23 protein-coding genes are annotated in these 25,641 nt (G+C 34.9%); 10 read left to right on the top strand and 13 right to left on the bottom strand.

Features of this window, described 5'->3' with window-relative positions:
• The first annotated feature begins 183 nt into the window (after nucleotides 1-183).
• On the top strand, nucleotides 184-5,778 hold the full coding sequence (locus IEV50_RS09850; RefSeq protein WP_188413582.1) for an alpha-2-macroglobulin family protein: 5,595 nt from the start codon (nucleotides 184-186) through the stop codon (nucleotides 5,776-5,778).
• Between the two features lie 124 nt (nucleotides 5,779-5,902).
• A complete protein-coding gene (pbpC, locus tag IEV50_RS09845; protein ID WP_188413581.1) occupies nucleotides 5,903-8,284 on the top strand; it encodes a penicillin-binding protein 1C in 2,382 nt (793 codons plus the stop codon).
• Between the two features lie 173 nt (nucleotides 8,285-8,457).
• On the opposite strand, the gene IEV50_RS09840 is transcribed toward pbpC, so the two are convergent.
• Nucleotides 8,458-9,150, bottom strand: a complete 693-nt coding sequence (locus IEV50_RS09840; protein WP_188413578.1) for a lysoplasmalogenase — start codon at nucleotides 9,148-9,150, stop codon at nucleotides 8,458-8,460.
• On the bottom strand, nucleotides 9,140-10,357 hold the full coding sequence (locus IEV50_RS09835; RefSeq protein WP_188413576.1) for a sterol desaturase family protein: 1,218 nt from the start codon (nucleotides 10,355-10,357) through the stop codon (nucleotides 9,140-9,142). Before IEV50_RS09835 ends, IEV50_RS09840 begins: the two co-directional genes overlap by 11 nt.
• 121 nt (nucleotides 10,358-10,478) lie before the next feature.
• Between IEV50_RS09835 and IEV50_RS09830 the strand changes: the two genes are divergently transcribed.
• From IEV50_RS09830 to IEV50_RS09810, 5 genes are all read left to right on the top strand, one after another.
• Nucleotides 10,479-10,841: a response regulator gene (locus IEV50_RS09830; protein ID WP_188413573.1), complete on the top strand. Its 363-nt coding sequence runs from the start codon at nucleotides 10,479-10,481 to the stop codon at nucleotides 10,839-10,841.
• 11 nt (nucleotides 10,842-10,852) lie between these two features.
• Nucleotides 10,853-11,482, top strand: a complete 630-nt coding sequence (locus tag IEV50_RS09825) for a hypothetical protein (RefSeq protein WP_188413572.1) — start codon at nucleotides 10,853-10,855, stop codon at nucleotides 11,480-11,482.
• Between the two features lie 261 nt (nucleotides 11,483-11,743).
• A complete protein-coding gene (locus IEV50_RS09820; RefSeq protein ID WP_188413570.1) occupies nucleotides 11,744-13,117 on the top strand; it encodes an exonuclease domain-containing protein in 1,374 nt (457 codons plus the stop codon).
• A 2-nt stretch (nucleotides 13,118-13,119) separates the two neighbouring features.
• The gene (locus IEV50_RS09815) at nucleotides 13,120-13,458 is read left to right on the top strand and encodes an MmcQ/YjbR family DNA-binding protein (protein ID WP_188413568.1); all 339 of its coding nucleotides are present in this window, start codon (nucleotides 13,120-13,122) and stop codon (nucleotides 13,456-13,458) included.
• Between the two features lie 58 nt (nucleotides 13,459-13,516).
• Nucleotides 13,517-13,933 carry a VOC family protein gene (locus tag IEV50_RS09810; RefSeq protein ID WP_188413566.1) on the top strand — a complete coding sequence of 139 codons (417 nt, stop codon included), beginning with the start codon at nucleotides 13,517-13,519 and terminating at the stop codon, nucleotides 13,931-13,933.
• Nucleotides 13,934-14,064: 131 nt separating this feature from the next.
• Here IEV50_RS09810 and bioA read toward each other — a convergent pair whose 3' ends face one another.
• The 4 genes from bioA to IEV50_RS09790 form a co-directional block, all read right to left on the bottom strand.
• On the bottom strand, nucleotides 14,065-15,330 hold the full coding sequence (gene bioA, locus IEV50_RS09805; protein ID WP_188413564.1) for an adenosylmethionine--8-amino-7-oxononanoate transaminase: 1,266 nt from the start codon (nucleotides 15,328-15,330) through the stop codon (nucleotides 14,065-14,067).
• Entirely contained in the window at nucleotides 15,327-15,860 is a 534-nt protein-coding gene (locus IEV50_RS09800; protein ID WP_188413562.1) for a CPBP family intramembrane glutamic endopeptidase, read from the bottom strand. Before IEV50_RS09800 ends, bioA begins: the two co-directional genes overlap by 4 nt.
• A gap of 301 nt (nucleotides 15,861-16,161) precedes the next feature.
• Nucleotides 16,162-16,617, bottom strand: a complete 456-nt coding sequence (locus IEV50_RS09795; RefSeq protein WP_188413560.1) for an NUDIX domain-containing protein — start codon at nucleotides 16,615-16,617, stop codon at nucleotides 16,162-16,164.
• Nucleotides 16,604-17,590: a cation diffusion facilitator family transporter gene (locus IEV50_RS09790; RefSeq protein WP_188413558.1), complete on the bottom strand. Its 987-nt coding sequence runs from the start codon at nucleotides 17,588-17,590 to the stop codon at nucleotides 16,604-16,606. Before IEV50_RS09790 ends, IEV50_RS09795 begins: the two co-directional genes overlap by 14 nt.
• Before the next feature lie 114 nt (nucleotides 17,591-17,704).
• Between IEV50_RS09790 and IEV50_RS09785 the strand changes: the two genes are divergently transcribed.
• Nucleotides 17,705-18,901, top strand: a complete 1,197-nt coding sequence (locus tag IEV50_RS09785) for a pyridoxal phosphate-dependent aminotransferase (protein ID WP_188413556.1) — start codon at nucleotides 17,705-17,707, stop codon at nucleotides 18,899-18,901.
• A gap of 82 nt (nucleotides 18,902-18,983) precedes the next feature.
• Here the strand turns inward: IEV50_RS09785 and IEV50_RS09780 are convergent, their stop codons facing one another.
• Nucleotides 18,984-20,228 carry an ABC transporter permease gene (locus IEV50_RS09780; RefSeq protein WP_188413554.1) on the bottom strand — a complete coding sequence of 415 codons (1,245 nt, stop codon included), beginning with the start codon at nucleotides 20,226-20,228 and terminating at the stop codon, nucleotides 18,984-18,986.
• A gap of 210 nt (nucleotides 20,229-20,438) precedes the next feature.
• On the opposite strand from IEV50_RS09780, the gene queA reads away from it, so the two are divergent.
• Both queA and IEV50_RS09770 read left to right on the top strand, forming a co-directional pair.
• Nucleotides 20,439-21,488, top strand: a complete 1,050-nt coding sequence (gene queA, locus IEV50_RS09775; RefSeq protein ID WP_123206343.1) for a tRNA preQ1(34) S-adenosylmethionine ribosyltransferase-isomerase QueA — start codon at nucleotides 20,439-20,441, stop codon at nucleotides 21,486-21,488.
• 71 nt (nucleotides 21,489-21,559) lie between these two features.
• Nucleotides 21,560-22,225 (top strand): 2-C-methyl-D-erythritol 4-phosphate cytidylyltransferase, encoded by a 666-nt coding sequence (locus tag IEV50_RS09770; RefSeq protein WP_188413552.1) that lies wholly within the window; start codon nucleotides 21,560-21,562, stop codon nucleotides 22,223-22,225.
• Nucleotides 22,226-22,319: 94 nt separating this feature from the next.
• Here the strand turns inward: IEV50_RS09770 and IEV50_RS09765 are convergent, their stop codons facing one another.
• The 6 genes from IEV50_RS09765 to IEV50_RS09740 all read right to left on the bottom strand — a co-directional run bounded on the left by IEV50_RS09765 (nucleotide 22,320) and on the right by IEV50_RS09740 (nucleotide 25,444).
• Nucleotides 22,320-22,478: a lmo0937 family membrane protein gene (locus IEV50_RS09765; RefSeq protein ID WP_188413550.1), complete on the bottom strand. Its 159-nt coding sequence runs from the start codon at nucleotides 22,476-22,478 to the stop codon at nucleotides 22,320-22,322.
• 177 nt (nucleotides 22,479-22,655) lie between these two features.
• Nucleotides 22,656-22,877, bottom strand: a complete 222-nt coding sequence (locus tag IEV50_RS09760; RefSeq protein ID WP_010603503.1) for a DUF2795 domain-containing protein — start codon at nucleotides 22,875-22,877, stop codon at nucleotides 22,656-22,658.
• 85 nt (nucleotides 22,878-22,962) lie between these two features.
• A complete protein-coding gene (locus IEV50_RS09755; RefSeq protein ID WP_188413548.1) occupies nucleotides 22,963-23,511 on the bottom strand; it encodes a cob(I)yrinic acid a,c-diamide adenosyltransferase in 549 nt (182 codons plus the stop codon).
• 63 nt (nucleotides 23,512-23,574) lie between these two features.
• Entirely contained in the window at nucleotides 23,575-24,333 is a 759-nt protein-coding gene (locus IEV50_RS09750) for an ABC transporter ATP-binding protein (protein WP_123206347.1), read from the bottom strand.
• A gap of 114 nt (nucleotides 24,334-24,447) precedes the next feature.
• Nucleotides 24,448-24,738 carry an Asp-tRNA(Asn)/Glu-tRNA(Gln) amidotransferase subunit GatC gene (gene gatC, locus IEV50_RS09745; protein WP_188413546.1) on the bottom strand — a complete coding sequence of 97 codons (291 nt, stop codon included), beginning with the start codon at nucleotides 24,736-24,738 and terminating at the stop codon, nucleotides 24,448-24,450.
• Between the two features lies 1 nt (nucleotide 24,739).
• Complete coding sequence (locus IEV50_RS09740; RefSeq protein WP_308785477.1) at nucleotides 24,740-25,444, bottom strand: lysophospholipid acyltransferase family protein; 705 nt, start codon at nucleotides 25,442-25,444, stop codon at nucleotides 24,740-24,742.
• Nucleotides 25,445-25,641 lie beyond the last annotated feature (197 nt).

Here is a 25,641-nt window from a genome sequence, read left to right as displayed (position 1 = left end):
AATTAAAGGAACAAACCAAAACTATTATTTTTCAACATAAATTATTTTAATAGGAATTTTAGTTAATTTTCATCAATTTAATATTGATTTAAATAATGCGGTAAAAATTGAGTAAGCTAAATATTCGCCTGTAAAAATCTTTGCCAACAATTTATCCAACATATCTAATTATAATCTCAATAAATGGAACAACCATCTACCTACCAATCTTCATCCAAAAAGAAATTTATTTTTATTGGCTTGCTTGTCGTATCTATTGCGGCAATTCTTTTTATTTATTTCAGGCATAAAAAGAAATCGAATGAAGATAGCCAGGCTTATGCTAAATACATTGAGGCATACACTTCTGGAACCATCTCTAAAAAAAGTTTTATTCGCGTTCATTTGGCTAATGCCGCAACGGGAATGCAAGATTTAGGCAAGGCAGATTCGCGGGATTTATTTGATTTCTCTCCATCTATTTCGGGTAAAACCTATTGGATTGACCCGCAAACCGTAGAATTTCGTCCAGATGAAAATTTGAAACCAGGCAAAGAATATGAAGCTACTTTTAAGTTATCAGAGGTTTCGGCAACTGAAAAAGGTTTAGAAGATTTCGATTTCGAGTTTAAAGTAATCACACCGGGTGTAATATTATCGCAAAATGGTTTAGTTTCTCAGAACAATACTTCGCTTGATTATATGAAATTAACCGGAGAACTGGCAACCTCTGATGGGGAAGAAACTGCGAAAATTGAAAAGATTATTGAGTTGAATTTCGACCAGAAATTAAAAGTGAAATGGCAACACAACCCTGCTAAAAACACTTCGAAATTTACAATAGATAGCATAAAGAAAAAATCAACCGACCAAACTTTAAAAATAAATTGGGATGGAGATGCCATTGATGCGGAACAAAAAGGTGAAGAAGAAATTAGAATTCCGGCTTTAAATAAGTTTGAAATTTTAGATATTAAAGCCATTCAAGGCGAAGAAGACTACGCTTTAGTGCAGTTTTCTGAACCTATTGGTGTTGGTCAGGATTTAACTGGTATGATTACCTTGGGCAACCTGAGTGATTTAAGATTTACGATAGATGCAAGTCAGGTAAAAGTTTATGCCGCCGAAGAATTAAAAGGCAACTACACGCTAAATGTAAATAACGGTGTAGAAAATATCAATGGAAAAACTTTAACAGGTGGCAAAACGGCTAACTTGGTTTTTGAAGATAAATTACCATCCGTAACCATAGCCGGTGCCGGGACAATTTTGCCAAATTCGGGTAAATTGGTATTACCTTTCGAGGCCATCAACCTAAAAGCTGTTGATGTTACGGTTATCAAAATTTACGAAAATAACATCCCGCAATTTTTCCAAACCAATAGCTATAAAGATGGAAATGAATTGCGCCGTGTAGCAAAACCAATATTGCAAAAAACCGTCAGATTAGATGAAGACAAATCTCTAAACCTGCATAAAAAAAATCGTTTTACACTTGATTTAGATAAAATGATTCGCACTGAACCTGGTGCTATGTATCGGGTTACCATCGCTTTCAGACAAGAATACAATGCTTATAACTGTAAAGCAAATGATGAAAAACCTGGCGAAGATAATGAGGAAAGCAGCTATTACGGTGAAGATGAAAGTTATGGCGAAAAAATTGATGAAGATGATAATTTTTGGCAACGTTACAACAATTACTATCCCAATAATTACCGTTGGGATGATAAGGACAATCCTTGCACACCATCATTTTACACCAACCAACGCTGGGCAAGTAGAAACCTAATTGCATCGAATATTGGCTTAGTCGCCAAACGCGGCAATGATAACAGTATGCTCATTGTAGCAACTGATTTATTAACGGCAAAACCTTTGAGCGGTGTGAATCTGGAATTGATGGATTACCAGAAACAAATCATTTTTACTACCAAAACCGATGGAGATGGTTTCGCCAGATTCGATCTAAAACGCCAGCCATTTTTATTGATTGCCAAGAATGGTTCAGAACGTGGTTATTTAAAATTAGATGATGGAAGTTCGCTGCCTTTAAGTCGTTTCGATGTTGGTGGCGATGTAGTTCAAAGCGGATTAAAAGGATTTATTTATGGCGAACGTGGCGTATGGCGACCAGGTGATAGTTTGTTTGTTTCTTTCGTTTTAGAAGATAAACTAAAGAAACTTCCTGCAAATTATCCGGTTACAATGGAGTTTTATAATCCGAAAGGACAATTATATAAACGCTTAATTAATGGCAAACCATTAAATGGTTTCTATACTTTTAAAACCGCAACGGAAAGCACCGCCCCTACAGGCAACTGGATGACCAAAGTAAAAGCTGGTGGTGCCACTTTCACCAAAACTTTGAAGATTGAAACGGTGATGCCCAATCGATTAAAAATTGATTTTAATGTTGGCAATAAACCTTACTTAACTGCCGGAACTTCGGCCGCTACCCTATCTGCAAAATGGCTATTTGGCTCGCCTGCGCAAAATTTAAAGGCTAAAGTTGATGTTAACCTCAATACCACTGAAACCAAATTTAAAGGTTTTGAAGGTTACAGTTTCGATAATCCAACGGTTAATTTTGAATCGCAGGTTAAAACTATTTTTGAGGGTATACTAAATGGCGATGGTAGTGCACAAGTGAATACAAACCTTAATGAAAACAATACAGCACCCGGAATTTTAAGAGCGAATTTTACGACCAAAGTTTTCGAACCGGGCGGTAATTTTAGTATTGATAATTTTAGCATTCCGTATCATGTTTACAATAACTATTTAGGTGTTCGCCCGGAGAAAGGCGATAAATTAAGTGGCATGCTGGTTACCGGAAAAGACCATAAAATTGAGATTGTAAATGTAAATACTGATGGAAAATTGCTCTCGGGCAGTAAAACTGTTCAGGTAGAATTATATAAAACGCAATGGCGTTGGTGGTGGGAACAGGATAACCAATACACTTATGCAAATTTCACACAAAACCAATACAATAAGTTGGTAGAAACGCATCAGGTAAGTTTATCAAATGGTAAAGGGAGTTGGAATTTACGCATAAACGAGCCAGAATGGGGAAGATATTTGATTTTGGTTCGCGATTTAAATGGTGGCCACGTAACCGGAAAATCTGTTTATGTAGATTGGCCAGGATGGGCACAACGTGAGCAAGGTACAAATCCAACGGAGGCATCGATGTTATCTTTTACTGCCAACAAAGAGAAATTTACCGTTGGTGAAGACATTACGCTAACCATTCCTACCGCTAAAAATGGTAGAGCATTGGTTTCTATTGAAAATGGCAGTCGCGTTTTAAAAACCTTCTGGATTGATACTGAGGCAGGACAAACGCAATATAAATTTAAAGCCGAGAAAGAAATGGCACCGAATGTTTTCGCAAACATTACGCTGTTACAACCTCATGCACAAACCGTTAATGATTTGCCAATCAGAATGTATGGTGCAATTCCAATTTCTGTTGAAGACCCACAAACGATTTTAAAACCAACCATAAAAATGTTGGATAAAATTAAACCTGAAACCGAAAATACCATTACCGTAGGTGAGCAAAACGGCAAGGCAATGACTTATACCATTGCTTTGGTTGATGAAGGATTGTTGGATTTGACCCGTTTTAAAACGCCAGATCCACATGGTGCTTTTTATGCCCGTGAAGGATTGGGTGTTAAAACCTGGGATTTATTTGATTACGTTTTAGGCGCTTGGGGAGGTAATTTAGAACGCATTTTAAGTATTGGTGGTGATGGTAGCATCAACAAAAATCTTAATCCGGCTAAGGCAAACCGATTTAAAGCGGTTGTAAAATTTATGGGACCATTTACAATTGGTAAAGGCGAAAGTAAAACGCATAAATTTAAATTGCCACAATATATTGGCGCTGTACGGGCAATGGTTGTTGCTGGTCAGGATGCTGCTTATGGATTTGCAGAAAAATCCGTTCAGGTGAAAAAACCTTTGATGGTTTTGGCAACATTACCTCGAGTAATTGGTCCGGGTGAAACCTTTACTTTGCCAGTTACGGTTTTTGCTACAGAGAAAAATTTAAAGAATGTTTCTGTACAACTTCAGGCGAATAATTTGATTGTTCAGGGCACAAATAAACAACAACTTTACTACAAGCAAACTGGCGAGCAGATGGCGTATTTCGAGGTGAAAGCGCCAAACACGGTTGGTATTACCAAAGTGAAGGTGATTGCGCAAAGTGGAGGAGAACGAACAGATTATGATGTAGAAATGGACATTCGAAATCCAAATCCTTACATCACAAATGTGGTTTCCGCAACGGTTCAACCCGGACAAAAATGGGCTGTAAATTATTCACCTATCGGAATGAATGGTACAAATTCAGGAACGTTAGAGGTGTCATCTATCCCATCGATTAACCTTAAAAAACGTTTGAGTTACCTGATTCAATATCCACATGGATGTATTGAGCAAACTACCTCAGGCATTTTTCCTCAATTGTATTTGGATAGATTAAGCCCGCTAAGTGAGCAACAAAAAGCCATGACTGAGAAAAACATCAAAGCCGGAATTACCCGAATTAAGGGTTTCCAAACTACTGATGGGGGCTTATCTTATTGGCCCGGCGATGCAAATGCAGATGAATGGGGAAGTAATTATGGCGGTCATTTTTTAGTTGAAGCACAGAATGCAGGTTATACTTTACCTGTTGGATTATTGGACGAATTGTTGCGTTTCCAAAAAGCTAAAGCTGCAAATTGGGCACCAAACAGTAATAATTTTTATGGTGGCGATTTATCTCAAGCTTATCGTTTATATATGCTTGCCCTGGCTAAAAAACCAGAAATGGCCGCGATGAACAGATTGAAAGCTTTTGAGTATTTGTCGGTTTCTGCAAAATGGCGCTTGGCCGCTGCATATAAGTTAGCAGGTCAAAACGATGTGGCGCAAAACATGATTCGCGGATTAGACACTTCAATACAACCTTACAAACAACTCGGCGGAACCTATGGTTCCGATGTCCGTGATGAGGCGATGATTTTAGAAACGTTAACCTTGCTTGGACAAAAAGCAAAGGCAGCAAGTTTATTGCAACCCTTGGCTGCTAAATTAGGTGAAAACACATGGTACAGCACCCAAACTACGGCTTACAGTTTATTGGCTATCGCGAAGTTCTGTGGCACCAATCAATCATCAAATAAGTTGCAATACCAATATGTGTTAGATGGAAAATCTGCACCTGTAAATTCTGGTCAGTACATCAACAGTACGGCTGTCAGCTTTAAAGGAAACACAGCATCAATAACCAATAATGGCAATAATGTGTTGTTTGTTCGTTTGGTTTTGGAAGGTCAACCTGTTGCGGGCCAGAATAATTTCTTACCCAACCGATCTGATGTTTTGGATATGAACGTGGTTTATAAACGTTTAAACGGCACGGCCTTAGACCCAACGACTTTAAAACAGGGAACTGATTTTTATGCAGAAGTGACTATAAAAAATCCTGGTAGAATGGGTTATTACGAACAGATGGCGCTTACCCAAATTTTCCCTTCGGGATGGGAAATTATCAACACACGAGTGAACGATAATCAGAGTATTTTGGCATCATCGCCTTTTACCTATCAGGATATTCGTGATGACAGGGTTTTCACCTATTTCAATATCCGTGAAAATGAAAGCCTGGTTTATAAGGTTCTGCTAAATGCCTCTTATTTAGGGAAGTATTATTTATCGGCAGTTCAATGCGAGGCGATGTACAACAATGATATTTCTGCTACGCAAGATGGAAAATGGGTTCAGGTGGTAAAGTAGTTGAGGCTGAGGTTAAGAATGAGGTTGAGGTTAAGACTAGAAAAAATAATAGTTTCTTCAAATTATAAATAAAACAACATATATATTGTAGCTGGAGGCTACGATTAAAATTTTTATAATGTAAATGAGTAAAATACCAAAGGCAATTATTTTTACCGATATCATCTGTATCTTATTGCTTTTGGTGTTTTTATTTCTACTTCCAGCTAAACTTTTCAAATCTCCTACTTCATTTGTAATTGAGGCGAGTAATGGAAATTTGTTAAGTGCAGCTATCGCAAGTGATGGACAATGGCGCTTTCCCGTCGCCGATTCTGTTCCCGTAAAATTTAAGGATTGCATTATTGCTTTTGAAGATAAGCGATTTTATAGCCATTTCGGAATAGATTTTTTAGCCATGAGCAGGGCGATGCGTCAAAACTTCAAAGCTAAAAGTGTAGTAAGTGGCGGCAGCACCTTAACCATGCAAATCATTCGTTTATCAAGAAAGAAAGATAGAACAGTTTGGCAAAAATTCTACGAAATCATTCTAGCTTTCAGGTTAGAGTTAAAATATTCGAAAAAAGAAATTATTGGTCTGTACGCAGCAAACGCACCTTTTGGAAGTAATGTTGTGGGTTTAGATGCAGCAAGTTGGCGTTATTATGGCAGAGATGCCAAAACGCTTTCTTGGGGAGAAATGGCAACTTTAGCCGTTTTACCAAATAGCCCATCGCTGGTTCATCCCGGAAAAAACTCAGCAAGATTAATTAAAAAGCGAAACGATTTATTGGATAAATTAGCAAAGCTAAAATACATCGACCAAAATACAGCCAACTTGGCTAAGCTAGAACCTGTTCCGGGCAAGCCGCTACCCTTGCCTCAAAATGCACCACATTTATTAAACCGCTTTAAGCAAGAAAGAGCTAGTTTAGAAATCAATTCTACAAGAATAACTTCCACTTTGAATGAAGATGTTCAACTCAAGATAAACGCCATTTTAAAGCGATACAATAACCGTTACAGAGCCAACGATATTAATAACATATCGGCTTTGGTTTTAAATGCCAGAACCGGAGAAGTAGTAAGTTATGTCGGAAATATATATCAACCAGAAAATGCAGATTTACAAAGCCATGTTGATATGATAAAGGCGCCTCGAAGTCCGGGAAGTACATTAAAACCCTTGCTTTACGCCAGTATGCTGAACGATGGATTTATTTTGCCGCATACCTTGATTCCTGATGTGCCGACACAAATCGCAGGATATTCCCCGCAAAATTATGATTTGGGTTACGATGGTGCAATTGCTGCTGATAAAGCTTTAAGTCGCTCGTTAAATATTCCTGCCGTTAAAATGTTGCAGCAATATAAATACGAACGGTTTTACGATAAGCTGAAAAAACTGGGTATTGGTACGCTAAACCAACCTGCAGACCATTATGGTTTATCTCTAATTTTAGGAGGAAGCGAAGTTACCATGTGGGATTTAGCCAATACGTATATGAGCATGGTGCGTACCTTAAACCATTTCAATACGTACAAAGGTTTATACAACCCGGCAGATTACAATCAAGCCACATATTATAAGACGTTTAAGAAAGATGAAAAGGATTATCAACGCAATTCCTTTTTAGACCATGGTGCCATCTGGGCTACTTTTAATGCCATGGAAGAAGTAATGCGTCCTGGTGATGAAGGTTTGTGGGAACAGTTTTCATCATCGCAAAGAGTGGCTTGGAAAACCGGAACGAGTTTTGGTTTCCGGGATGCATGGGCGGTTGGTTTAACGCCCAATTATGTAGTTTGTGTTTGGGTTGGCAATGCCGATGGCGAAGGCCGACCAGGTTTGGTTGGTATTGAGGCAGCCGCTCCTGTCCTATTTGATATTTTTAGACTGCTACCCAACGGCAAGTGGTTTGAAACGCCAAAAACTAAGCTAAAGAAAATTAAGGTTTGTAAACAAAGTGGCTACAAAGCAGGCGAATCTTGTCCTGATGTAATAGATGAGTTGGCACCCACAGCTGGCGAAAAAACTGTGGTTTGTCCGTTTCATAAAACCATTCATTTGGATAGAGCGGGGATTTACCGAGTAACCGACCAATGCGAAAGTGTAACCAATATGCAACATAAAAGTTGGTTCATTTTACCACCAGCGATGGAATACTATTATAAAATTAAAAATAGTGATTATAAAACCTCGCCTCCCTTTAAGACTGGTTGCGATGTTTCTGGTGGCAATAGTGTAATGGAATTGATTTATCCAAAGAATGGAGCAACGGTTTACATTCCTTTAGAATTAGATGGCGCACGAGGCAAAATTGTTTTAAATGCAGCACACAGGAATCAAAGCTCAAAAATATATTGGCATATTGATAATGATTATGTTGCCACAACCACAAACTACCATCAATTGGCAATTAGTCCGCCACCTGGGAAACATACATTAACGCTCGTTGATGAAAACGGAGAAAGACTAGTGCAAACTTTTACGGTATTAGATAAAGCCTCTCCCTTTGAAAGATAGAAGTGAGGCAAATTTTGTAGTCGCCCTCTCCAGAGGAAAGGGTTTCAACGAGCAATACTTTAAACCCTGTGGTAATAATGCTATGGGTCAAAGCTACGGACCTTTGTTTTTCTCTCCTCTGGGGAGGGACTCGCACAAAAGAATATAACATATAATCATTGACAGGGTGAGGCTTAAATTTCCGTTTGTTTCACCACCAATTCTCTAGCAATTGTTCCGTAAACGATGAGGTATTGCGCAATCATGTAGCTAGCCATAATTACTACGCCTGCTTGAGGAATGGGCTGTGTGAACTTATTAACCGCCAACACACTATCAGAAAAAAGGAAGAATATAGACCCAAAAAGTATCAATTTAAAACTGAAAATATTTACTTTACCGTAACGGTTAACGGCCATTATTGCCATAAATGTAATGATGACGGCGTACATTAAAACCAGAAATTGCATGGCACCCAAATTTGGCTGCAGGTAAAAAAACAAACCCGAGCAGAAGATTGCAAAGGCCCCAGTTGCCCATAAAAAGAAAGGATTCTTGTAATTGGGATTAGATTTATGGTCGAGGATAAATGCCCTGATGTAAAAAATATGGCAAAACAAAAATGCAATTAAACCGAACATGAAAAAGCTTGGTCTGCCAGATTGCAGCATCAAAAAAATATCGCCAATTAAACCAAAAACTAAACCTGTAAATATGCGTTTGTGAAACCTTCCTTTAAGATTTGTACTGCTGTAAAGCCAAATCAATAAGGTAATAACAATAAGTGGTTTTGAAAAATTACGAAGTGGAATATTACTTATCGTTTCTGCATATAGTTGAACGATAAATATAAGCGCAAAAATTGAGGCAAATAGTTTAGTTTTCATTGGTAACGGGATTTGCTTTTTGCAAACTGAAGAACCAAATTACGGATATTAACTGTATGCCTGCAAATATTACTTGATAACCAATTGGAAATTTTAAAATAAAAACCAATAAAAAACTTAATAATAATCTACCGTATTCGAATTTTACCAGCCATTTTTTTTGCTCTAATAGTGCGCCACAACTTATTAAAGTAAGCATGGTGAATGATGTTCCCGAAAGTAAGGCGGTAATTTCCATTTTGGTATAAGAAAATAAAATGAGCGAACCAGCACCCAAAGCAATAGCAAACTGTACCAAAACGTAACCTGTTAATTTATTTTGATAGCCAGGATTATACTTTTTATAAACAGCTGCATTTATTTCTGGCGCCAGTTGAAAACCACCTAAATGAGCCGGAAACCATCCTCGCGGTTTTAAAAATACCTTTAATTTATCACTAAATTTAGGAGATTGATTGGCAGTTTTCACCAAATCATCCCAATAATGGAGGTTTGCCCAAACCGGATTCCAGCTGGCTAAAGGTTTCGTGATGCCGTAATAAACTTCCTCTTCTTCCTTTTGAAAAGTCCCGAAAAATTTATCCCAAATAATTAGCGTGCCAGCATGATTTTTATCGATGTATTTTGGATTTGAACCATGGTGAACCCGGTGATGTGAAGGCGTATTCAAAATATATTCTAATAAACCCATCGATTTAATGGCTCGGGTATGAATCCAAAATTGATATAAAGTATTAAAAGAACTCAAGGTTAAGAACATAATTGGGTCGAAACCGGCAAAAGCCAAGGGTAAATAAAAAACCCAGCTAAACCATCCCTGAAACCAGCTCTGGCGCAGTGCAACAGTTAAATTGTATTCTTCTGATTGATGGTGAACAATATGTGCCGCCCAAAGGGCATTCACCTGGTGGCTCATACGGTGAAACCAGTAATAGAAAAAATCTACACCGATAAATAAGATAATCCAAACCCAAATGGATTTTGGCATTTCGAAAAGTCGCCAATGTTCAAAAATATACTTATAACCAAAAAACAGTGCCGTTTTCATAAAAATGCCGGTAAGCTGCTGCCCTATCCCCTGACTTAAATTTGAAATACTATCATTTAACCTGTAATAATCCAGTTTTTTATAAAAGTTATAGGCAAGTTCAATCCCGATAAGGATAAAAAATACGGGTACAGATAACGCAATGTAATCTACCTTCATGGAAAAAAATATTTGGTTAGAAATATCAGTTTACAATTTAGAAAAAAAACTGCTAAGCTGAAACATTATGTGTCTGATTTTGTATTAGCAGTATTAAATAATAAAATAACAGAAAATAAATTTGAAAAGAATACTTATTGTTGATGATGACCCAGATATTTTAGAGGTTTTTCAGCTTGCATTAGAAGGTGAACATTACACTGTTTACCCATTATTATCTCCAAGATTTATTTTCAAAACCATTAGAGAATTTAATCCCGATTTAATAATTTTAGATGTAATGTTAAACGGAATGGATGGAAGAGCGGTATTCAAACAATTGCGCTCTAATCCTGATACCGAACAAATACTTGTGATTATGGCATCTGCAAGATATGATGAAACGTATATTAATGCTCAAAAATATCATCCCGATGATTATTTAGAAAAGCCATTTAACATTGCATTGATGTTGCAAAAAGTGAATAGATTAACCTTAAATTAGATATAAAAAATATGAAACTAAAATTACTTACTCCGATAGTCGTACTGATGTTAGGATTAGCGACACAAGCAAATGCTCAAACCGGGCGACCAGATAAACTTTATTCGATGAGTGGAATAGGTTTTGCTTTTCCGATCGGCGAAACTGCAGATTATTTAAAGCCAAAATTTTCTACATCACTAGGCATAAATTTAGGCTTGGGTAATGGTGGATTATTTCTATATCCAAAAGTTAGTTTGCATGCTTTTGAATTTAACCAGATTACACCAGATGCAGGTTATACTTACACTTTACAGAAAGGAAGGGCAACAACTTATTTATTAAATGTTGCTTTGGGTTATCGTAAAATAGTTAATAAATGGGCCTTTTATGGATTCGCAGGTGGTGGGGGTGGCTTTGTGTTAACTCCTCAAGCAGGAGTAAATGCACAAACACTTCAGGTTACAATGGATAATAAGAATAACGGTATGGGAATTGTTGAAGGTGGTGGCGGAATTGAGTATAATATTGGTGGCGCAAATTTATTTGTTGAAGCGAGTTATATGTATGGTTTCACGAAAATTCAAAACAGGGTTTTCAATACGGTTCCAATTTCCATCGGTATTAAGCCAAATTTAAGTAAATTATTAAGTAAGCTTTAATTATCCAAATCATATAAAAAAAGGCGACTACGTTAATACGTTAGTCGCTTTTTTTATTTCAGTGGTTTACCAATAGTTTTAGAAAAAACAAAAAAGTCTTCCTGATTTGTATTAAAAGTTTATCATTATTAGCAACAATAGAAATGATAAGATTCAGCAAAACATATTTCCATATCTACATAAATTAAGGTAATAAATATTTTGTGAAGAACATTTTCATTACTAATTATTTTAGTATAGATTTGTATTCAAATTAATTGAATGTTATACGCAATTGTAGATATAGAAACCACCGGTGGCCATGCTTCGGCGAATGGCATTACCGAAGTTGCCATAAATATTCATGATGGCAACGAAGTTGTGGAGCGATATTCCACTTTAATTAATCCTCAAATTAATATTCCTATTTACATTACAGCTTTAACCGGCATTGATAATGAAATGGTAAAATCTGCACCTACTTTTGCGGAAGTTGCTTTGCAAATCTATCAGTTACTAAATGGTAAAGTATTTGTAGCCCATAATGTTAACTTCGATTATTCCTTTTTAAAATATCATTTAGCAGCTGCAGGATACGATTTACAATGTAAAAAACTTTGTACTGTTAGAATGAGCAGAAAGGTTTTCCCTGGAAAAGTTTCTTACAGCTTAGGGAAATTATGTAGCACTTTGCAAATTCCTCTTCAAAATAGACACCGTGCTGCAGGCGACGCAGATGCAACAAGCTTACTTTTCAATCTGCTACAACAACATGATGTAGATGGGGTGATTTTTGAAATGCTAAAGAAAACATCAAAAGAACAAGTTTTGCCGCCACATTTGGATAAAGCTGCTGTCACCAGACTACCGAATCAACCCGGGGTTTATTATTTTAAAGATAATAAAGGCAAAATTATTTATGTTGGAAAAGCAAAGGATCTAAAGAAACGGGTTACAAGTCATTTTACAGGCAATAAACCAAACAGACAGCGTCAAGATTTTTTGAAAAACATATACAACATAGATTATGTAGTTTGCGGTACAGAATTGATGGCTTTAATTTTAGAAGCCAATGAAATAAAACGACTTTGGCCAGAAAATAACCGGGCTATGAAGCGCTACGAACATAAATACGATTTGTATGTATTTGAAGGTCAGAATGGTTATTTACGCCTGGCCATTGATAAGCATAAAACGAACAACAAGCCGTTACAAAGTTTTAATAACCTTCTTGAAGGATATAATTTTTTAAACCATTTAATAAACACTTATCAACTTTGTGCTAAGCTATGCTATTTACAAAAGGCTGCTACCAAATGCACAGCACATGAAAACGGACAATGTTTTGGCGCTTGCAGTGGGATTGAAACCGTAGCAATTTATAATAAACGTTTAAACGCAGCACTTGAGGATATACAAAACATGCAACCTAGCTTTGCTTTAGTTGATGAGGGTAGAAAAGATGAAGAGTTAAGTTGTCTTGTTGTAGAAAAAGGAAAATTTTATGGTATGGGCTATTTTACTGATAAAAACTATTTAGACGATGGTTTCGAACCGTTTAAAGAGAATCTATCTACTTATCAATCAAATAGCTACATATTAAATTTGATTTTGAATCATGCCGAGCAACATCCCCAGAAACTATATAAATTATAGCCATGTTAACCATTAAAGAATTTAGAGAATTGGCACTTTCATTTGATGATTCTACGGAGCAACCTCACTTTGAAAAAATATCATTCAGGGTGAATAAAAAGATTTTTGCTACGTTAAACAGCTCAAAATGTGCCGCATCATTAAAGCTTACACCTGTAGATCAATCCGTATTTTGCAGTTTTGATTCTGAAAACATATACCCGGCAAATGGTGCATGGGGTAAGCAAGGATGGACAATTTTTGAATTTAATAAGTTAAAAAAAGAATTAATTGAAGATGCATTAACATTATCATATTGTAATGTGGCACCGAAAAGCTTATCTTTAAAATACTTGAAGTGATTAAAAACCGTATTTAATTTAATGATATGGCTATATTTACTTTTATAAAATTAATATCATGACAAAAACAATTTGGATAAATCTACCAGTTGAAGATGTAAATAAATCTAAAGAATTTTTTACCAAAATAGGCTTCACTCCCAACACCCAATATGGTGCGAATGAAGATTCTGCATCTTTTATAGTTGGCGAAAATGGCTTAATCATTATGCTTTTCAAAAAGTCTGTATATGAATCATTCGCAGGCACATCAGTTTCTGAAAAATCATCAGGTGCTGAAGTATTACTTTCTATAGATGCTGAAAGTGCAGAAGATGTTGACGAAATAGCTAAAAAAGTTATAGAAGCTGGTGGCTCGATATACGGACAACCAGGTTACAAAGATGGTTGGATGTACGGCTGTGGTTTTATTGATTTAGACGGACAACGATGGAATATTCTTTATATGGATTTAAATAAAATGCCATTAGGTTAATTCAGATAGCGTTTTGCTAAATTTCCATATTTTCTTGACAATTGGTAGCATTTAAGATACAGGTGTAATGTTACTACTTGTATCAAGTTATGAAATCGTTATTATCAAAAATATCTTATTGAAGAATAATCTTAGACTTCGTCCAAAGCACTCTTAATTGAACTATAGACATAATCTAAATCTTCATTACTAATTATATATGGTGGAAGTATATAGATGATATTTCCAAGTGGTCTCAATATAATTCCTTTATCTAAAAAGTAGTTATATAGTAAATTCCGAAGATTGCTTAGATAGGATGTTTCATTTCCGGTCTCCCATTCAATAGCTATAATTGTTCCGGTTTGGCGAATTGCCTTAACTTTATTGTGCGATTTAATCTCTTTTAAAAACACAGCATGCTTCGCCTCTATTCTTTTTATGTTCTGTAATGTTTCATCTTTTAATAAGATATCTAAACTTGCTAAAGATGCCACACATGCAATAGGATTTGCTGTAAACGAATGTCCGTGATAAAGCGTTTTTAGTTTATCATCACTTAAAAAAGCTTCGAAAATTTCATTCGTACAAGTGGTTACACCCAAAGGCATCGTTCCGCCGGTTAAGCCTTTACTCAAGCAAAATATATCAGGTCTATTTTTTAATTTTTCGCAGGCAAAATAAGTTCCGGTTCTACCAAAACCTGTCATCACTTCATCGGCAATGGTTAAAATATTTGACGCTTTACAGGTAAAAATCAGTTCATCAAGATATTTGGCTTCGTACATCAGCATACCTGCAGAGCCTAAAATTAATGGTTCAAAAATGAAACAGGCAGCTTCCGATTTTAGTTCTGATATTTGTTTTTTGATGCTTTCAATATTATCTGCATTGGGTAAATCAATAAATTCTACATCAAATAATAAACTATTAAAAGCATCGGTAAAAATGCTACGACCACTAACCGACATGGCACCAAATGTATCGCCATGGTACGCATTTTTAAAAGCCAGAATTTTGTTTTTGGGTGTTTGTTTATTATCCCAATATTGCAGGCACATTTTTAGTGCAACTTCAACTGCTGTGGAGCCATTATCGGTATAGAATACCTTTTCTTGTTTTCCGGGCAAAAGCGGCAATAGTCTTTCAGCAAGCAAAACAGCTGGTTCATGCGTAAAGCCCGCAAAAATTACGTGCTCTAAAACACTTAATTGCTCTGAAACCTTTTGCGCAATATGTGGATGAGCGTGACCATGAATATTTACCCACCATGAAGAAACAGCATCGATATATTTATTCCCATTATCATCAAAAACATAAACGCCTTCGCCTCTAACAATTGGTATGTGCGGCAAAGCATTTTTCATTTGCGTATATGGATGCCAGATTACTTTTTTATCTCTTTCTACTAAACTCATACTGCCTCTATTTCTTTTACTGGCATTATTTTTTCCTTAAATAATAACCAGATGATATAAATTACTAAAATAATGGTACAAATTGCTGAGCCTTCTATACCGAATGTTCCACCAGAAAACATAAGGTTACCAATTGGTTTAGCAGCCAACAAACCAGATTGGGCTAAACCACTAACCTTAAATCCTAATAAATTTCCTTGGGTAAAGTTCCAAGCAAAATGAATACCTACCGCCCACCAGATATTTCCTTTTTGCAAAGTTATAATTGAAAATAAAATGCCACATAAAGTGATATTTGTCATTGCCAATGCAGAAAAACCAGGGTTTGTAAAATGAATTAAACTAAATAAAATACCATTACTTAATACCGTAACCGGAACAAGATAGCGTTCTGCGAAAACAACTAAAGGGAAACTTCTGAAGGTGAATTCTTCAAATACACCAACTAAAATAAAAAACAGCAAATAACCGGCAATATGTAAAGGAAGTATTCTTGTCGCAGTAAATTGTACAGAATTTAACAGATACATAATTGTTGCGCAAAGCCCAATTAACAAAAAACCAATCATACTTCCTTTTAAAAATGGGATTAATGCTTTCCTTTTTATAAATATCGTGGAAAAATTTCTGGTTGGATAAATATGAAAAATCATAAACAAAGCACCAATAACAATCAATATTGCTACAAATTCAAAAAAAAGCTGACTTAATAAATTATTCGAAAATTTAAAAATATCGAACTGAAAAATTATACTAAACGGAACTGACCAAAGAAAAATGAAGATAATAAATATAATAACCCGCAAAATAGGTTTAAGATAATAGAGAAATTTATTGTCCATCAACGGCAAATTTTTCTTTTAAAAGCCTGGCAACAGTTTTATCTGTTTTAAAGGTGATGCTGTCGATTGATAAATCATTTATGTTTACCCATCTAAAAGCTTGCAAAATCTCACCATCACCATCGAAATCATAAACATCAGTTTTGAAAGCAAGCTGAAGAGGTGCTTTTTCTTTGACTAAGTAATACACACTTATTACCTGGCTATCGTTAAATGATGATTTTTCAAAAAAATCCGTAGTATAAAAGTGAGAAACTACATCAATATCAGCATTACATTCTTCAACAAATTCACGCTTTAAACCATCAATTAAACCTTCTCCAAACTCTAATCCACCTCCAGGAAATTTACTAAAGCGAAAGCCATACTCCTGTTCATCGCTTACCAATACCTCATTATGCTGATTGATGAGCAAACCGTAAACTCTAACGTTAAAGTAACTCATTTTCGAAATGTTTTTTGTTTTTGATTACAATATCTGGTGTCCAAACTATCTCCTTTTTAAATGCTTCTGACCTTACTGGGCAATCGCTCATGTGGCAATAGTTACAACATTCTGGTAAACAAGGATCTGCATGAATAAATAGCTCAGCCTTTCTAAAACCACTTTTATTAATCAATTCATCAATTTGAGAAATTTCTTTATGAACTTTAGTTAAATCAAAATAATAAGGCAAAGTTACGTGGCAATCAATATGAAATTCAGGGCCATATTGTTGTGTACGTAAGTTATGAACATCAATCCATGGCTTATGGCGGTTCTTTTGTAAAACAGCAACAACCTCCTCAACTAGGGTAAAATCGCTTTCATCCATTAAACCACCAACAGAACCTCTGGTTAATTTATAACCGGAATAAATAATGTAAAACCCAACTAGAACAGATAACAAACTATCAAACCAAATAATATTTGTAAGCTGAATTAATATTAAGCCAATAACTATCGCAGCACTGGTATAAGTATCAGTTAAAAGATGTTTCCCATCCGCCTGAAGTGTTACAGAATGCTCCTCCCTACCCACATTAATAAGGTATAAACCAACAATCATATTGATAAGTCCGGTTATCCCAATAATTAAAGTACCTTCTAACAATTGACCAACCGCGTGGGGGTAAATTAAATTATAAGAAGATTTAAAAATGATGATAACACCGGCAATCAAAATAAGAATACCTTCTACAAATGCCGAAAAGAATTCTACTTTCCCGTGGCCGTAAGGATGATTTTCATCTCTTGGCTGCGTACTAAGATATATGCTGTAAAAGGCAAAACTTCCTGCAATTACATTAACAATACTTTCTGCGGCATCAGTTAAAATAGCATTAGAACCAGTTATAAAGTATGCTACAAATTTTGCAAGCATTAAAACAACACTTACCACTAATGAAATTACTATTGCTCGCTTTTTAACTGTCACAAAGATATTTTTTTCAAAAATACGCTTATTAGCATAAATTAAATGATAAAAACTATGCATTTTTTAGTGCAGAATAATATTTGGTTTATATATTTGCGTTCAAAGTAATTAACCATGAACACCTTATCTAAAAGAATCAACAATCTATCAGAATCTGCAACCCTTAAAATGACCAAACTTGGTCGTGAATTGGCATCTAAAGGGATAAATATTATAAGTTTAAGCGTAGGTGAACCGGATTTTAATACTCCACAACATGTAAAAGATGCAGCAAAAAAAGCATTAGATGATAATTTTACACGTTACTCTCCTGTTCCAGGATATCCTGACTTACGTCAAGCCATCGTTAATAAACTCAAAACAGAAAATAATCTAGACTATGATATTTCTCAGATCGTAGTTTCTACGGGAGCAAAACAATCTTTATCGAACGTAATTTTAACCCTTATAGATCCTGATGATGAAGTTATAATTCCAACACCATATTGGGTTTCATACTCGGAAATGGTGGTTTTAGCAGAAGGTAAATCTGTTTTTATTGATACAGATATCGAAAGCAATTTTAAAATTACTCCAGAACAATTAGAAGCTGCAATAACGCCGAAATCAAAATTGTTTATGTTTTCATCGCCGTGTAATCCAACAGGATCTGTTTATAGCAAAGATGAATTGGCTGCCTTGGTAGAGGTTTTTGAGAAACATCCAAATATTTATATCCTTTCTGATGAAATTTATGAGCATATTAATTTTGTTGATAAACATGAATCTATTGCTCAATTTGAAAGCATTAAAGACCGGGTAATTGTGGTAAATGGTTTTTCTAAAGCGTTTGCAATGACAGGTTGGAGATTAGGCTACATTGCTGCAAACAAAGAAATTGCGGCAGCAAATGATAAATTACAAGGCCAAACAACATCAGGAACTTGTTCTATTGCGCAAAGAGCAGGAATTGTTGCTTATGAGCAAGGTTTGGAAAGCGTTTTAGAAATGAAAGAAGCATTTTTGCGCCGTAGAGAATTGGTTTACAATCTTTTAAATGAAATTCCAGGTATGAAAACAAATCTTCCTGATGGTGCTTTTTATTTCTTCCCTGAAATCAGTTCATTTTTTGGAAAAAAAGATGCAGATGGAAATGTGATTAAAGATTCGTCTGATTTAGCGCTTTATCTTTTAAATGTTGGACATGTTGCTACAGTTGGCGGCGATTCTTTTGGTAACAACAACTATATCCGTTTATCTTACGCTGCATCAGATGAGAGTTTAGTTGAAGCTTTGAGACGAATAAAAGAGGCATTAGGCAAATTAAGCTAATAAATTACTGAAATACATAATAAAACCTTTTATTAATTAATTTTAATGAAAGGTTTTTTATTATGAATTAAGAGATACGCTTTTAACTTCTAATCGCTTCAACTGGGTCTAATCTAGAAGCTGAATATGCTGGCCAGAAACCTGATATTGTTCCAATAACAACTGAAATACCGATACCCAAAACAATATTATTTACACCCAATATAATGTGAAAATCAGTTACGGCACCGATAACTAGAGCAAGCAGATATACAAGCATCAAACCAAGTATCCCTCCCAAAATACAAAGTGAAATGGCTTCAAATATAAATTGAAGCAATATAAAATACCTTTTAGCACCTAAAGATTTTTGTATGCCGATTATATTTGTACGCTCTTTTACGGATACGAACATAATATTGGCAATACTGAAGCCTCCAACTAGAATTGAAAATCCACCAATAACCCAACCAGCTATGTTAACAACGTCGAACATTTTATTTAATTGGTTAGATAAAATAGTCGTTTTATTCAAAGCAAAATCATCTTCCTGGTTTGGTCTTAAGCGATGTATCGACCTCATTATTCCTTTAAGTTCGCTTTCTACCTCTTCTAATGATACGTTATCAGAGCCGCGAACCGTAATTTGTGGATTGTAGCGCTCATTTTGAACATCTAAAATCCCTTTGGCAAAATTTATCGGAATATTTACGCTTTTATCTAAAGAAGTACCTAACATATCTTCTCCCTCTTTCACAAAAACGCCAATAACCGTTACCCTTCTTCCTAAAACCTGCACTTGTTTACCAACAGGTTCATCATTACCAAACAATCCTTCCGCTATTTCAGCACCTATCAAACATACGGGTGTACCATTGTTGCTTTCATTTTCGGTAAAATAACGACCAGATTGCAATTCAAAATTCCAGGTTTTATTAAAATCCTGAGAAGCTGCTGATACAGAAATCCCTTCAACTGACCCACTTCTATACTTAATTGTTCTGTTTCCTGTAGATATTTCAAACGTGATGCCATCAGCATTTCCCATACGCTCTTTTAATGATTCAAAATCTCTTACGGATGGCTGAGGACGATTTGCGTATTTCCACCAAGGGTAATTATCGCCAAAACTCCATGGCCATTTTTGAATATAAATTGTGTTTGAACCTAATTTATCAACACTTGCCTGCAATTTACCTCGAAAAGTATCAACTCCGGAAAATACGAAGATGATTACAAAAATACCGATGGTTATCGCTAAAAGAGATAACATGGTACGTAATTTGTTTTGGCGTAATGCATCAAATGCAAAACGAAAACTTTCGCCGATTAGCCTGAAAATTATCATAATTATGGATTAGACACAAAGAGTTCAAAAAGGTTACAGGTCATTATCAAAACTAAATAAATTTATCTATTGAAATATCAAATTGGTTATTATTACTGTTTTTTTTATTAAATAAGTAATTAAAATACCTTTTAATACAAAATGCGTTGGTTAAAATAATAAAAATAAAAATTAAATTCGTATTTTTGCACCTCAAAAAATTCATCAAGAATGAAATTATCACAATTCAAATTCAATTTACCCGAATCATTAATTGCCAACAATCCTGCTGAACAACGCGATGAAGCACGTTTAATGGTTTTGCATAAAGACAGTGGTAAAATTGAACATAAAATTTTCAAAGACGTTTTAGGTTATTTCGATGACAAGGACGTAATGATATTAAATAACACAAAAGTTTTTCCTGCACGTTTATACGGCAATAAAGAAAAAACTGGTGCAACAATCGAAGTTTTCCTGCTTCGCGAATTAAATAAAGAATTACGTTTATGGGATGTTTTAGTAGACCCCGCACGTAAAATCCGTGTAGGAAACAAATTATATTTTGGCGATGATGATTTACTTGTTGCTGAAGTAGTAGACAATACAACTTCTCGTGGCCGTACAATTCGCTTTTTATTCGAAGGAACGGATGAAGAATTCAGAAGAAATGTTGAGATTTTAGGGGAAACACCACTTCCTAAATACATTAAACGCAAAGCTACAGCTGAAGATAAAGAGCGTTATCAAACGATTTTTGCTAAACACGAAGGCGCTGTTGCTGCACCAACAGCGGGCTTACACTTTAGTCGTGAGTTAATGAAACGCCTTGAACTAAAAGGTGTAGAATTTGCTGAAGTAACTTTACACGTGGGTTTAGGAACTTTTAGAACTGTTGAGGTTGAAGATTTGACCAAACACAAAATGGATTCTGAACAATTTATCATCGAACAAAAAGATGCTAATATTGTAAATAAAGCTTTAGAAGAGAAAAGAAAAATTTGTGCTGTCGGAACAACTTCTATGCGTGCAATCGAATCTGCAGTATCCGCAAATAGAACGTTAAAATCTGCGAACGATTGGACAAGTAAATTTATCTTCCCTCCTTACGAGTTTAACATTGCCAATTCAATGATTACCAATTTTCACACACCAGAATCTACCCTTTTGATGATGGTTAGCGCATTTGGCGGTTACGAAAACGTAATGAATGCTTATGAAGTTGCGGTTAAAGAAAAATATAAATTTTATAGTTATGGTGATGCCATGCTAATTATATAAATTTGAGTAATTAGCATCAAGTATCAAGACGCTTAGCTTGATACTTGATGCTTTAATCTTGATACTCAAAAATGAAATACTACGCTGTAATTGTAGCAGGAGGTTCGGGAAATCGAATGCAGACTGAAACCCCAAAACAATTTCTATTGCTAAAAAATCTTCCGGTTTTGATGCACACCATAAAAGCTTTTGCACAAAGCGATTCACAACCTAAAATTTTATTAGTTTTAAATAAGGAACAGCAAGCATACTGGCTTAGACTTTGTGAAGAATTTAACTTTCGTATTCCACATCAGATTATTAATGGCGGAACAGAACGCTTCTATTCTGTAAAAAATGCTATTGAAACAATCAATGAAGAAAGCATAGTTGCTATTCACGATGCTGTTCGTCCTTTAATTTCAAAGGAACTGATTGATAAAGGTTTTAAGCAAGCAGAAACAATAGGAAATGTGATTGCCGCTGTACAATCTAGCGACAGTGTTAGAATGTTAAGAGATAATAAAACAAATGCGCTAAGTAGAAACGAGATTTATTTAGTACAAACACCACAAACTTTTAGTTTGAAAATACTTAAAGAATCTTATAAACAAGAGTTTTCTACTCATTTTACTGATGATGCAAGTGTAGTAGAATTAGCTGGTTACGAAATTAACATTGTAGAAGGCGAAAGAAATAATATTAAAATTACTTATCCAATCGACCTGGAACTTGCTGAACTTCTTCTCAAAAATTAAACGCAAAAAAAGGAGTTTTAATTAAAAAACTCCTCTTTTCTTCCTTTGTTTTTAATATTAATCTTGAAACAAAAGAAAGTTTAATCGATATATTCTATGTTGCCCTGCCTATAACTTTTAGTAAAATTGCAATAATCGCAATAACCAATAAAACATGGATGATATTACCCACATCGCCAAAGCCGTGGAATACAAAACCAATCAACCAGAGTATAACCAATACTACTGCGACCAAATACAATAAATTTCCCATTGTGTTAATTTTTTAGTAAGTTAAAATGTTGAAGTATTAACACACATAATTCTTGTTTTGTTTAAAAAATGTAAAATATTTTTAAAAAACTAGCTTAATATTCATTCTAAAGCAACTACGAAGAAATTTAGAGTCAAAAAAACTCCCGATTTTTTGTCGGGAGTTTTAAGTTTTTAATTAATATTCATCTTCATTAAAGAAGAAATCTTCTTTAGTTGGATAATCAGGCCAAATTTCCTCTATGGTTTCATAAGGCTCGCCATCATCTTCCAATGCCTGCAAATTTTCAATAACTTCTACAGGAGCACCTGAACGGATGCCATAATCGATTAACTCATCTTTTGTTGCAGGCCATGGTGCGTCTTCCAGGTGGGAAGCTAATTCTAGTGTCCAATACATATCTTCAATTCAATTAAATTCTTATTCTTAATAATGCGCAAAGTATATTAAAATTTTTGAGCAAAACAAACTTATTTTTCCACTATTAAATTCGTGGAATCCAAATGTTTTCTTCAGTTCCAAAATCGAGGTTAAGTTTCCTGGCTAAAACAAATAAATAGTCACTTAAACGGTTTAAATAAACGGTTACTTTATCTTCAACAAAACTACTTGCGGCCAATTCAACACTTAATCTTTCAGCTCTTCTGCACACACAACGAGCAATATGGCAATACGAAACTGTTGTATTACCGCCTGGTAGCACAAAATGCTTTAAAGCAGGCAATTCTTCATTCATGGCATCCATCTCCTTTTCTAATAAAGTGATATCTTCATCGTGCAAGTCAGGAATTTTCATGTTAGATTTTTCTGGGTCGGCTGCTAAAGAAGAACCAATTGTAAATAACCTGTCCTGAATCTCTTTTAATAATTTTTGATAGTGAGGATTAATTTCCTGACACATAATCAAACCGATATACGAATTTAATTCATCAACGGTTCCATAAGTTTCAATCCTTAAATGGCTTTTAGCAACTCTTGTTCCTCCTATTAACGATGTTTGTCCTTTGTCACCGGTTTTGGTATAGATTTTCATAGTTTGATAATCCCCTTAACGGAGGATTTATTTTGTTATAACTGTGGGAATTATTTTAAAAAATTAATCCATTTTTTCCCAGTCGCTTCCACTTTCATTTAAAGCGGCTAAACGAGGTGAAACAGATTTAATATTAGTATTTGCATGATCGCTTTCAATTAATCCATCACGCATGCGTACTATACGATGTGCATGTAAAGCGATATCTTCTTCATGCGTAACTAAAATAATAGTGTTTCCTTTACTATGAATTTCTTCCAGCAAGCCCATAATTTCAACTGAAGTTTTGGTGTCAAGATTACCCGTTGGCTCATCAGCTAAAATAATTGAAGGATCATTTATCAATGCTCTTGCAACTGCTACACGTTGGCGTTGTCCTCCTGATAATTCATTTGGTTTATGATCCATACGATTGCCTAAACCAACGTTTTCCAAAGCTTTTTTAGCCCTGGCATCTCTATCTTTCTTACTGTTACCAGCATAAATTAACGGTAAAGCAACATTATCTAAAGAAGTTGAGCGTGGTAAAAGATTAAATGTTTGAAAAACAAAACCAATTTCCTGATTACGAACTTCAGCAAGCGCATCATCTGTCATGTGACTAACATCAGTACCGTTCAAAACATAAGTTCCACTTGAAGGTGTATCCAGGCAACCTAAAATATTCATCAAGGTAGATTTACCTGAACCAGAAGGCCCCATTAATGCCACAAACTCACCTTTGTTTATATCTAAACTAACTGATTTTAAAGCATGTATTACTTCGGTACCGATAACGTATTTACGACCAATTTCCTTAATTGTGATAAGCGGTTGCGACATAGTTTTTATTTTTTAGACAAGGAAAACATTATAGATGTTACAAGGAGTTGAAAATTTATAAAATCAACCTTAAACAGCTTGATTAACTAAATAACTGTAATTAAGCTATTAATATTATTTTTCAATAATTTTAGGAACCATAAAAAACTGTTCGCTATGCTTTGCTGCATTCTTTAAGGCATCTACCGTAGAAATTTCTTGCTTAACAACATCTTCACGCCAAATATTTGTTGATTCGTTCATATAAACCAAGGGCTTAACTTCTGAAGTGTCTAATTCATTTAACTTTTCCATAAAAGATAGAATTTTATTCATTTCAGGGATAAGTGTTTCTACTTCTTTTTCATCTATATGAATTCTTGCTAAATCCGCTATTTTATGAATGGTTTTTGAGTCTAAATTCATACTATATTAATTTACTATCAATTAATTTAAAAACCTTATTCTTCAAATCATCAGTATCATCATCGGTCAATCCTGAAGTATCAATAGGTTTGTGAATGTAAATATCGCAAATTCCAGGCTTACTTCCATACTTACTACCATCATCCCAATTTATTTTCCAAACATTTGTAATACTTACCGGAACTAATGGTATATTTTTATCAATCGCTAAACGAAAAGGTCCGTTTTTAAACTCACCTAGTTTTGGCGGATAGTGGTCATCAATTTTACCTTCAGGAAAAATAATTAAGCTCATACCTTTTTCCAAATTTTCTCCTGCTTTTTTAAAAGCTCTAAAAGCTGAAATTTTACTTTCCCGATTTACCGAAATATCTATCGTTTTAAAAAAAATACCTAACACAGGATTGTTCAACAATTCATCCTTTCCCATAAAATGATATTTGCCTTTGGCTAAGATGCATAATATCATTATATCGAGGTTTGAGGTATGATTTGCGCAGTAAATATATGTTTGCTTAGCCTCAAGCTTTTCCTCAAACTTATAACTGAAAAATACGCCTGAAAATAAGCTGCAAATAAAGCTGTTGGCTTTTCTAAAGAAATTCAATAAGCCATAATATTTCGGATTACGGGAGGTAAGCAGGTATAATGGATAAAAGAGAAAAAAGAAAAAAAATATCCAAAAGAGATACCATATCCTATGCATTTGTCTTAAAAGTTTTATCATAACTTTCAAAAATATAAAATAGCGTGATAATATTTAATTTCTGTATTTCGATTTGCCTGATTATTATCGGAGTTTGATATTTAACCTTAAATATTTTCGCAAAAAGAATTAGTTTAAACCGATAATATTGAGTCGAGAGCCTTGTTTTAGGACTAGTAGAGCATCTGCCAAACAGG

Source organism: Pedobacter mendelii, assembly GCF_014635725.1.
Taxonomy (GTDB): Bacteria; Bacteroidota; Bacteroidia; order Sphingobacteriales; family Sphingobacteriaceae; genus Pedobacter; species Pedobacter mendelii.
Note: the sequence above shows the minus strand (reverse complement) of the source record. Positions and strands in the feature narration are given on the sequence as shown.